Consider the following 9,224-nt stretch of genomic DNA (forward strand, 5'->3'; position numbering starts at 1 on the left):
GCCGGCGGCAAAATACTGCAGCGCTGAGGCATAGGCGGTTGCCGCCTTGGCACGTTTGCCCGCCATGAGGTTGAGCTCGGCGACCTGCTCGCGCTCCTCCGGCACGGTAATCAGCGCCGCGCCGCGGTCGAACTGGTTGACGATGTCGAAGATGCTGTCTTCCGGCTCTTCCGACGTGGTCCGCGCCGCGAGCAATCGGCCAATCCGAAGATGCGCCATAGCACGCTCGCCTTTGCCTATGAGCGCATAAGCCGCCTCCTGGATACGGTCGTGGAGAAATGTGTAGGTACTGCCCGATCGGAGGACGAGGCCGGCGTGGACCGCTTCCCAGAGTGCCGCGTGCATCGCTTCCTCGGTCCCCCCGTGCACCAGAGCGAGCGTAGGCGACTCGGCGACGTTCCCCAGACAGGCCAGCTGTCCTAATGCCTTCTGAGTCGCATGGGGCAGACGGCTCAGCTTCGCGGCCATGAGATCCGCGACGTTATCGGTGAAGCCTTTGGCGCTGATGCGCGGCAGGTCCCACGTCCAGGCCTCCGTGCCGGGATCGAACGCTAGCAGCGCCTCCTCCGCCAGGGCCATCAAGAATTGGATCGTAAAGAACGGATTGCCATCGGTCTTCTCGAACACCAGCGCGGCCAAGGAGCGCGCGCGCCCAGGCTCGATGTGCAGCGCATCCGCAAGCAGCCGCTCCACATCGTCCGGCATGAGGGAAGCAAGCAGAATCTCCTGCACCCGCCCCCCGGCTCCGCGGATCGTCGCCAGCATCCGTGCGAGCGGGTGAGAGGGACTGACCTCATTGTCCCGGTAGGCGCCGACCAGCAGCAGGTGCCGCACCTCCGGGTGCGTGACAAGATGTTCGATCAAATCAAGGGTCGCGGTGTCCAGCCATTGCAGATCATCGAGGAACAGCGCGAGCGGGTGCTCTGGCCTGGCAAACACGCCGAGGAACCGCCGGAACACCAACTGAAACCGATTTTGCCGGTCCTGCGGCGGCAGTTCGGGAACTGGCGATTGCTCACCGATAATGAGAGCAAGCTCCGGGATAAGATTGACCATCAGTTGGCCGTTCGGGCCAAGCGCGTCCAGCAACGCGGAGCGCCATCGGCTCATCTCTACGTCGCTCTTGCTGAGGATCTGATCGACAAGGCCCTGGAAGGCCTGGGCCAGCGTCGCATAAGGGATATTTTGCTTGTACTGGTCGAACTTGCCGGCGGCAAACAGACCGCGCGATGGGACTAGTTGCTTGTGCAGCTCATTGACGAGCGAGGACTTTCCTATGCCGGCGTGGCCGGACACTAGCACGAGTTCTGTCGCGCCGCGGGTCATGACCCGATCGAACGCGACGACGAGCGTATCGATCTCGGCTCCGCGTCCATACAGCTTTTCCGGGATCAGCAGCCGGTCCGACGCGTCCTGGGCACCCAGCGGGAACGCGTCGATCCGGCGATGCGCCTCCCATGCGGAGAGACACCGCCGGAGATCGGCCTCGACGCCCGCGGCGGTCTGGTAGCGATCCTCGGCGGTCTTGGCCAGCAGCTTCATCACGATCGCCGCGAGTGGCCTCGGGATGCCCGCGACCCGCTCGTCGGGTGGCACCGGTTGCCGGGCGATGTGGCAGTGCACCCACTCCATCGGATCGGCTGCGGTGAACGGCAATGTCCCGGTGAGCATCTCGTAGAAGGTGATACCGAGTGAATAAAGATCGCTGCGGGCATCGATCGAGCGGTTCATCCGGCCGGTCTGTTCCGGTGCCATGTAGGCAAGCGTGCCGGCAATGATTTCCGGAGGTGCGGGTGCCTGGCGCTCGCGCGGCAGACGCGAGGCGATGCCGAAGCCGGTGAGCCAGACGCCGCCGCTTTCCAAGTCCACCAGGATGTTGGCCGGCTTGAGGTTCTTGTGAATCAGCCCGCGTATGTGCATCTGGCCGATTGCGGCCGCAAGCGGGATCGCGATGCGCAGAAACTGCGTCACATCCATGGGGTGACCGAGCAGCTGATCGAGCGGCTCGCCGCCGGGATCCTCGAGCACCAACGCCATGTGGCCGTCGTGGCGGGACAAGTCTATCGGCCGGACAGCCCAGTCGGGGTTCAGTTCGGCCTTGAGGTCATGTTCATGCTCCAGCCGGTTGATCGACTCACGCGACGGGTATTGCCCGATAGGCTCGACCAGCAGGATCGGGTCCAAGCCGTCGCCCGACCCGCGGTAGAGTGTGAACTCGCCTCCCCGCAACGCCGAGAATACATAGCCCGAAAGGTCCGTCACCAGGGCCTCCTCTCAGCCCCGTTGTCAGGGCCCTCCCTGACTCGTTTTATGATTGACCTCATTGCCGATGGCGGCAGGCTGGCATGAGCGCACGCACAGTTCCTCTTGTTCTTCAAATCCTATGCGATCTTCCGGTCAGAGTCAGCGGCTTTCCAGCGGCCAGGTGAACCCGCGTAGTCGCGACGCCGTCGCCATATTGGAGATCGCCCTTTGCGCAGTTCGCGATCTGATGCACCTGGATTTGCATCGCCGCCCCGCCGACAGCGCGAACTGTATTGTCGAACAGCGTGTGCCATTGGTCCGGGCTCATCTTTCCGAACAAGTCGCTGGGCTGCCTATAGTGATCGTCGTCAACGCATGATCCCGGTACGCCGGTCCAGATGGTTTTGATATTGGAGTGGGAGATTCCATGGCCGCGCAGGAAGGCGCGGGCCACGTCGGCGCCAGCGAACACTCGCTCGCGCTGCGGTGCTGATGGGTGAGTCCCGTGTCGTGGAACATCGCGCCCCCGTAGAAAGCTCAGGATCGAAGCTCAATCCGCGGCGCTTCCCGGCAAGAACGCCGAAATAATAGATGCCCCTGGAATGATGAAATAGCGACGGCGACTCGGTGTCGCGCACCAACTTAATGATTTTGCGGGCGATCTTACTGTCGTGCACGGTGGCGCCGTGGATGGACGAGTTCAAGACTTTCTGCTTTTTTCTCGTCAGCACCCTGAACTGAACTTCTCGTTGCAGACACCCAGATTGTATTCATCGAGCCAGGCGCCGCTTATCGAAGATTGCTCCTTTTGTGCTCCTCTTGCGGTTCTATGCATGAGCACATGGGAAATGCCTGTCCTTCGCAAGTGTCAGGAAAGCATACGAAGCCGATGAACTGAGCCGACGAGCGGGGCGCCGTGCGGGTTGCCCTGCCGGGCTTTACCAGTGGTCTAGATCATCACAAAGGTCCTCAAACTCGAAACGAGACCGCCATCGACTGGATGCAGGTGCCGCCGAAGAAGGTAAACGCCCGGTCCTGGGCGTCGAACACCACCTGCTGCGTCTCACGCGGATCGGCTCTGACGAACATCATGCGGCCGCAGAAGAGCCGGACGGCGGCGACAGCTGCCGTCGCTTTCGCTTCAGGACACCCCTGCCTTCCGGCAGAATCGCTGATCTCGCTCATACCAAGGTTTGAGTTTCCCAGACTGAACAGATAACCGAGTAAACCCTGGTAGAATGGAAGGCACCCGGCACCTGCAGTAGTCTGCAAATCTGTAGCTGGTGCGAACAAGTACACCCTTGGCACGAAGGTTGAAATCGACTGCAGGCTCGCTGAGAGGCCAGCCTTCGTCCAAATTCGGAGGTCCCGATGTCCAACCAAGTTCAGGTTAAATCACGTTTTGAGTTGACGCATATCAAAATGACGGGCGCAGCAGTCATGCTGGTCGCCATGTCCGCCATACCGGTGAAGGCGGAGACCGGATCGCCTCCTTGCGCCCCGCGGCCAGAACTCCTGAAACAACTTTCCAAACGATTCAATGAAGCGCCCTCTGCCCTCGGTTTGGCCAAAGACGGCTCAGTCATTGAAGTGCTGACCAGCGACGACGGCTCGACATGGACGATCATGATCAGCAGGCCGAACGGCTCAAGCTGCCTCGTCGCGGTCGGCGAAGGCTGGGAAGAATTGAAGCGTGTCGGCGCCAAGGGCGAGCGCGGCGCCTGATCGTCTGCATCACGTGTGGGTCGCAAAAGAAGGAACGCCAAGATGGTTGATATCTATTCCCGCGAAAGCGCACCGCGGCAGAAGTCGTGGCCCGGTGCGATTGCTCAGAAGCTATGGCCAGAGCAGGCAGCTGACCTGGGATCGCACCCCATTGCCCGCAGGCTGCCGGGAACTCACTCCGACCACGGCGCTCCAAAGGCATTTCTGTCGCGGTTCATCGTTCTTCAGGCGATCGGCGCCGCTGGAATCGTCGGGCTTTGGGTCGTCGGTATTGCCGGCAAACCCTTCGCCGGCAACAACGCGTTCCTATGCTGGTTGATCGCAGCCATCGGTGCCCTGGGCATTTTGTGCGTCTTCTTCCGGCGCTGGCGCGATGTCGATTGGCTGGCGACCCATGTGGTGCGGATCGGGCTGCTCGGAACCGTGGTTGGGCTCATCGTCGCCTTCTCTGCGGCACGCGCCGGCGGCTCGGCTGACCCCAATGCGATCCGCCCGATGATCGCGTCGGTCATCGACGGCATGTATGTCGCGCTCTATGCGACGCTGCTCGGCATAGCCACGAACCTGTGGCTAAAGATCAACCTTCGTCTGCTGGGTAACGTCGATGGATGAGGAAACTCTCACCGTCTGGCTCGACACCGCTCTCCTGATGCTCGGCGGCTTCGTCCTCATGACCGTGCTCATGATGACGGTGATGAACCCGCCTGCCAAGGCGAGTGAAACCGATGGCGTCACGGCGCCGGGAAACGTCACCGTCGAGACGCAGTGGCCCGACAAGCTCGACGCCGATGTCGATCTGTGGGTCCAGGCGCCCGGCGATGTGCCGGTCGGCTACTCCAACAAGAGCGGCAAGGTGTTCGATCTGCTGCGCGACGACCTCGGCATGGCGCAGGACATGACCGACTCCAACCACGAAGTGGCCTATTCCAGGGGCGCGCCCGCGGGCGAATACATCGTCAATGTTCACATGTATCGCGGCGTCAACGTCACATATCCCGTCCCGGTGAAGATAAGCGTCAATGTAAAGCGCGATGCCAAGTCGTCAGCGCCGGTGGCCACAACGACGGTCCAGCTACGCAAGCCCAACCAGGAGCTTACCGCCTTGAGATTCCGGCTCGATTCGACTGGCCAACTGGTGCCGGGCAGCATCAACAGCATCTTCAAACCCTTACGCGTGGCGGCCACCCAATGATGATCGCTCCCGGCATCTTCGCCCTGCTGCTCGGCGCGTTCATCTTCGTCGTCCTGCCGCATGCGGGTTTTGCCCGCCGCACCCTCTCGGTCGGCATTTTCCTGGCGCTGATCACTGTCGTCTATGTCGGCGCGAGCGAGCTTCTTGGCCGTCCCAAGCCGCTCGGGCTCGAGTGGCGTGACACGGCAAAAGCCCAGGTGGTGGGCGCCCTCCCGGTTGAGAACGAAGCCATCTACGTATGGCTCACCACGCCCGGCTCGACTGAGCCGCGCTCATATGTGCTGCCATGGAGCCAGCAAGCCGCGCAACAATTGCAAGATGCGATGGGCAAGGCGGAAGCCGACGGCACCGGGGTCGAGATGAAGATGCAGACCGCTGACGCCGGTCTCGATACACGCGAGCCGATGTTCTACGCACGGCCGCAACCGGCCCTGCCGGCAAAGGACTACCAAAGCGGCGTTCGCCCCCTCGTCTATACACAGCCGGGGTCATAGCCGAGTTTTCGCTTCGTGTCCCCCTCCTGCAGCTTGGGAGGATGGCGCCGTGGCTCATTTCTGTCCGCCGAAAAGCGCCGCGACGGTGCCCAGCAGGGCGCCCTGATGCATACAACAAGGCATGAACGACAATCCTTTTGATGATTAAAATCTGCCGCGGCGCATTCCTAGCTGTGTTGTGGGCCGAGAACCGCCGGCGATGAACCACTCATCGCGACGCGACGGAACCGGACGGCCCGCAGATGGAACGCGAGGCGAAGCAATCGCCCGCTTTCCCCATTAAGAAAAGGAGGCGCAATCATGCGCTCTTTCAGGACTCTCAAGGCAGCAACCCTGACCACCCTTCTCATCGCTATTCCGCTCGCCAGCGCCTATGCCAACGAGACGCCGACCTCGATTGTCGATCAGGCGCAGGGTTTGGACCAAGGCATCGCTGACGCAAGGCAGCAGAACACGATCACGCCGACCGAGGCGCAAAGGCTGCACATGCGGGCAGTCCATATCACCCAGGCCGCCGAAAGAACGGCCGCCGAGAACCGTGGCAAGATACCGGCTGCCCAATCTCAGCAGTTGCTGCGCCGGCTCGATAGTCTCGACCAGACGCTCCTTGTCGATACCGGCAGTGGCTTCGCCATCAACGACGACAATTCCGACAACGGAAATTATCCTAACTGAAGTCTCCAGAGCCAGCGGGCCGCAGCCGTGCGGCTCGATTGGCCCGAGGCGCCACCGGTCGCTGCTTCGCTTGCGTTTCCCCTGCCACCGAGCGCTGTATGGTCCGGACCGCATAGCCGCAATAGATTGAAAATACAGGATGCCTCATGCACAGTCTCACTCCCATCCTTTCGACCATCACCACCGCCTTTCTCGCTTCTTTCGTGGAGGTCGTCGAAGCCTTCACCATCGTGCTTGCGGTGGGGGTGACGCGCAGCTGGCGGCCGGCGCTGACCGGCGCAGCGCTGGCGCTGGCGGTTCTGGCCGCACTGGTGCTGGCGTTCGGACCACTGCTGGCGCTCGTTCCCATAGAAACCTTGCAATTCGTGGTCGGTGTCCTGTTGATCCTGTTCGGCATGCGGTGGCTGCGAAAGGCTATTCTGCGCAGCACCGGCATCATCGCGCTGCATGACGAGGAGGCGGCCTTCTCGAAGGAGACCGCTGCCCTGCACCGGCAGGCCAATGACCGGCGGGCCGACTATCTGGCCGGGGTGGCGGCGTTCAAGGCGGTGCTGCTCGAAGGCGTCGAGGTGGTGTTCATCGTCATTGCGGTAGGTGCCGCGCATGGGCAAACGCTTTACGCCAGCCTGGGCGCCTTGGCGGCGTTCGTGCTGGTGACGCTGATAGGCCTGGCCGTGCACCGGCCGCTGGCGCGCGTGCCGGAAAATGCGCTCAAATTCGTGGTCGGGCTGATGCTGACCAGCTTCGGCATCTTCTGGACCGGCGAAGGCATCGGTGCCGACTGGCCGGGCGCGGATCTCGCCCTTCTCGCCATCTTCGCTATCGTTGCGCTTGCGTCCTACACCATCGTCCGCTGGCTGCGCAGCGCCTATCCCGCCGGAGGGCTCGCCCGATGAACATTGTCCGTCTTGTCATAAGGGAATTCGTCGGCATGTTCATCGACGACGGCAATCTGGCGTTGCTCGCGCTGATCCTGATTGCAGCGGTGACGGCGGCGGTAGAGTTTCTCGCAATGCCGCCATTGCCTGGCGGCATCCTCCTCCTGGTGGGCTGCCTCGTCATCCTGGTTCACAGCGTCCGCCGCGCGGCGCGGGGGCGCTAGGTGTTTGATCCCGAGCTTTGATGGTGCATTCTTTTCGTCCGAATCGAAGGAGGCACCATGGGCCAGGTTCTACACGGCAGCGCCACGACGACAGAGGCAGTCCGTCGAGCAATACAAAATAGTCAAGAGAGCCTGAGAGCGCTGGCCAAGCGCTACGGGATCAACCAGAAGACGGTCATCAAGTGGAAGGGGCCGACGTCGGTCGCCGATGTGCCGACGGGGCCGAGGAATCCCTCCTCGACGGTGCTCACGATCGAGGAGGAGGCGGTGATCGTCGCCTTCCGGCGGCACACCTTGCTGCCGCTTGACGATTGCCTCTACGCGCTGCAGCCAACGATTCCAACCCTGACGTGCTCATCGCTGCCTGCAACGTCATGGGATCAGTCGCTTGCCGGAAGTCGAAGGCGATAAGCCGGCCAAGATGAAGTTCAAGACCTATCCGATCGGCTATTCGGCCCAGAGCACCTGCGCTCAATCGGCGACACCGAATTCGCCGTAGGGCAGGCAGCAATGGTGCTTGCGGCAAATACACGGATTGCCGAGCGGCGGCAGGGATAATCGCTTTTGTCGATCTGTCGCAAGGCGATCGAACGGTCGAAGCCATCGCTGCCCATCGTGAAGCGGCGAACGGGCGGCTCGTGGGGGTCCGGCAACGCGGCAAGTGGGATGCTGACCCGGCGGTCAATGGCGGTGTAGGGGTAAGCACACCAGAACGCTATCTTGATCCAGCCTTTGGTGAAGGCATCGACGCCCTGACCCGAGCCCGCCTCGCCTTTGATGCCAGCATCTTTCATACACAGTTGCGCGAAGTTGCCACCTTGGCCCGGGCCAGTTATCCTGCGAGGGCGTTATCGGGGGCAAGATGTGCGCCTTTCCCTGCACCACAAGGCAGCGCCGATTTCGCGCCTTTGCACCTTTGACGAACCTGCTGGACGTCGGAGATATTGGCAGTCGCCGCTACCTGAAAGCATGTATTGCTGCACGAACGGCCCTACTGGCCTCGATCGGGATGACTGAAATTGGCCGAAAGCAGAAAGTCTGCCTTCAGCATGATTGGGTTACAGACCTTTGCACCCAGCGTAATCTCGACCAGCTTGCGCGTTAGCTCGGTTATGTCTGGTTCCGTCGACTTAGGAAATGACTGCGGAAGCAATTCTGCATTTCCTTGAACGACCTAAAGCCGAGGCGCGGCGCGAGGCGGGATAGGGTTGGCGGGGAAACTTGGCACCGGCGCGCGATCGCGACGGCATTCTCGAAAGCCACATAATCCGGCTCCGCAAACATCACGCGGGCGACAGCTTCCAACTTCGCCGGAAGTATGAGTTCCCTCTTCGCAATCAGCATTTTGATTTCGTCGAGCGTTGGCGTCGCACTGTTGCCAGCTACGAACTGTCTACCGCCCGGTGAGAGATCACTTAGCCCCATACTCATGGTGGTCATCGTTTGGCCGCTTGCATGAACGTGTCGAACTCGGCATCCCCAATCGGAACGGTATGCTCGTCACCGGGATACCTACCGGAATCGACGTCTGTCTTGTATTCTCTAAAGGCGGCCACGCGCTCGTCCTGAATCTTCTGCAGTTCAGGGCCAAGGTTTCGGTAAACCTTTCCGTGTCGCGGCTTGTGGTTCTTGCCGTAGCCGCAGACATCTTCCGTGAAGAGATACTGCGCATCCGCATACTGGCCGGCACCCATGCCAAGCATGACCAGCGACGAGTTTTCGGTCAGGAATTTCGCCACCCGGTCGGGCACGACTTCCAGTTCCGCCCCGAAGACACCGATCTCCTCGAGTT

Annotated in this window: 12 protein-coding genes and 1 pseudogene; 8 read left to right on the plus strand and 5 right to left on the minus strand. The window is 61.5% G+C overall.

What is annotated here, in order from left to right; genetic code table 11:
- The 3 genes from NKI85_RS36745 to NKI85_RS36755 form a co-directional block, all read right to left on the minus strand.
- Positions 1-2,262: ATP-binding protein (locus NKI85_RS36745; RefSeq protein WP_502900785.1), on the minus strand; the 2,262-nt coding region annotated here is incomplete at its 3' end.
- 112 nt (positions 2,263-2,374) lie between these two features.
- On the minus strand, positions 2,375-2,698 hold the full coding sequence (locus NKI85_RS36750; protein ID WP_352780728.1) for a catalase-related domain-containing protein: 324 nt from the start codon (positions 2,696-2,698) through the stop codon (positions 2,375-2,377).
- Between the two features lie 515 nt (positions 2,699-3,213).
- Complete coding sequence (locus tag NKI85_RS36755; RefSeq protein ID WP_352780741.1) at positions 3,214-3,429, minus strand: hypothetical protein; 216 nt, start codon at positions 3,427-3,429, stop codon at positions 3,214-3,216.
- A gap of 186 nt (positions 3,430-3,615) precedes the next feature.
- On the opposite strand from NKI85_RS36755, the gene NKI85_RS36760 reads away from it, so the two are divergent.
- The 8 genes and pseudogenes from NKI85_RS36760 to NKI85_RS36795 form a co-directional block, all read left to right on the plus strand.
- On the plus strand, positions 3,616-3,969 hold the full coding sequence (locus NKI85_RS36760) for a hypothetical protein (protein ID WP_352532500.1): 354 nt from the start codon (positions 3,616-3,618) through the stop codon (positions 3,967-3,969).
- 42 nt (positions 3,970-4,011) lie between these two features.
- Positions 4,012-4,581 (plus strand): MotA/TolQ/ExbB proton channel family protein, encoded by a 570-nt coding sequence (locus NKI85_RS36765; protein WP_352532502.1) that lies wholly within the window; start codon positions 4,012-4,014, stop codon positions 4,579-4,581.
- On the plus strand, positions 4,574-5,161 hold the full coding sequence (locus tag NKI85_RS36770; RefSeq protein WP_352532504.1) for a DUF2135 domain-containing protein: 588 nt from the start codon (positions 4,574-4,576) through the stop codon (positions 5,159-5,161). Before NKI85_RS36765 ends, NKI85_RS36770 begins: the two co-directional genes overlap by 8 nt.
- Complete coding sequence (locus NKI85_RS36775; protein ID WP_352780732.1) at positions 5,158-5,655, plus strand: hypothetical protein; 498 nt, start codon at positions 5,158-5,160, stop codon at positions 5,653-5,655. The genes NKI85_RS36770 and NKI85_RS36775 overlap by 4 nt, the downstream gene beginning before the upstream one ends.
- A gap of 300 nt (positions 5,656-5,955) precedes the next feature.
- Positions 5,956-6,330, plus strand: coding sequence for a hypothetical protein (locus tag NKI85_RS36780; protein ID WP_352532507.1), 375 nt, complete (start codon positions 5,956-5,958; stop codon positions 6,328-6,330).
- A gap of 146 nt (positions 6,331-6,476) precedes the next feature.
- The gene (locus NKI85_RS36785; RefSeq protein WP_352780735.1) at positions 6,477-7,226 is read left to right on the plus strand and encodes a COG4280 domain-containing protein; all 750 of its coding nucleotides are present in this window, start codon (positions 6,477-6,479) and stop codon (positions 7,224-7,226) included.
- Positions 7,223-7,432 (plus strand): hypothetical protein, encoded by a 210-nt coding sequence (locus NKI85_RS36790; RefSeq protein ID WP_352532511.1) that lies wholly within the window; start codon positions 7,223-7,225, stop codon positions 7,430-7,432. Before NKI85_RS36785 ends, NKI85_RS36790 begins: the two co-directional genes overlap by 4 nt.
- A 57-nt stretch (positions 7,433-7,489) precedes the next feature.
- Positions 7,490-7,883 (plus strand): annotated as a pseudogene (locus NKI85_RS36795) (transposase family protein); the annotation flags it as partial.
- Here NKI85_RS36795 and NKI85_RS36800 read toward each other — a convergent pair.
- Positions 7,861-8,226 (minus strand): hypothetical protein, encoded by a 366-nt coding sequence (locus NKI85_RS36800; protein ID WP_352780743.1) that lies wholly within the window; start codon positions 8,224-8,226, stop codon positions 7,861-7,863. The pseudogene NKI85_RS36795 and the gene NKI85_RS36800 sit on opposite strands and share 23 nt — an antisense overlap.
- A gap of 642 nt (positions 8,227-8,868) precedes the next feature.
- Positions 8,869-9,224, minus strand: a 356-nt coding sequence (locus tag NKI85_RS36805; protein WP_352532513.1) for a 3-methyl-2-oxobutanoate hydroxymethyltransferase, incomplete at its 5' end; no start/stop codon positions are given.

It is taken from the genome of Mesorhizobium sp. M0571, assembly GCF_040320985.1.
In the GTDB taxonomy this organism is placed as follows: Bacteria; Pseudomonadota; Alphaproteobacteria; order Rhizobiales; family Rhizobiaceae; genus Mesorhizobium.

What these genes read in the sequence shown, in the direction of transcription:
- NKI85_RS36765 (WP_352532502.1), top strand. Translation starts at nt 4,012, where the DNA reads ATGGTTGATATCTATTCCCGCGAAAGCGCACCGCGGCAGAAGTCGTGG.
- NKI85_RS36800 (WP_352780743.1), bottom strand. Translation starts at nt 8,226, where the DNA reads ATGAAAGATGCTGGCATCAAAGGCGAGGCGGGCTCGGGTCAGGGCGTC.
- NKI85_RS36770 (WP_352532504.1), top strand. Translation starts at nt 4,574, where the DNA reads ATGGATGAGGAAACTCTCACCGTCTGGCTCGACACCGCTCTCCTGATG.
- NKI85_RS36790 (WP_352532511.1), top strand. Translation starts at nt 7,223, where the DNA reads ATGAACATTGTCCGTCTTGTCATAAGGGAATTCGTCGGCATGTTCATC.
- NKI85_RS36780 (WP_352532507.1), top strand. Translation starts at nt 5,956, where the DNA reads ATGCGCTCTTTCAGGACTCTCAAGGCAGCAACCCTGACCACCCTTCTC.
- NKI85_RS36775 (WP_352780732.1), top strand. Translation starts at nt 5,158, where the DNA reads ATGATGATCGCTCCCGGCATCTTCGCCCTGCTGCTCGGCGCGTTCATC.
- NKI85_RS36785 (WP_352780735.1), top strand. Translation starts at nt 6,477, where the DNA reads ATGCACAGTCTCACTCCCATCCTTTCGACCATCACCACCGCCTTTCTC.
- NKI85_RS36755 (WP_352780741.1), bottom strand. Translation starts at nt 3,429, where the DNA reads ATGAGCGAGATCAGCGATTCTGCCGGAAGGCAGGGGTGTCCTGAAGCG.
- NKI85_RS36760 (WP_352532500.1), top strand. Translation starts at nt 3,616, where the DNA reads ATGTCCAACCAAGTTCAGGTTAAATCACGTTTTGAGTTGACGCATATC.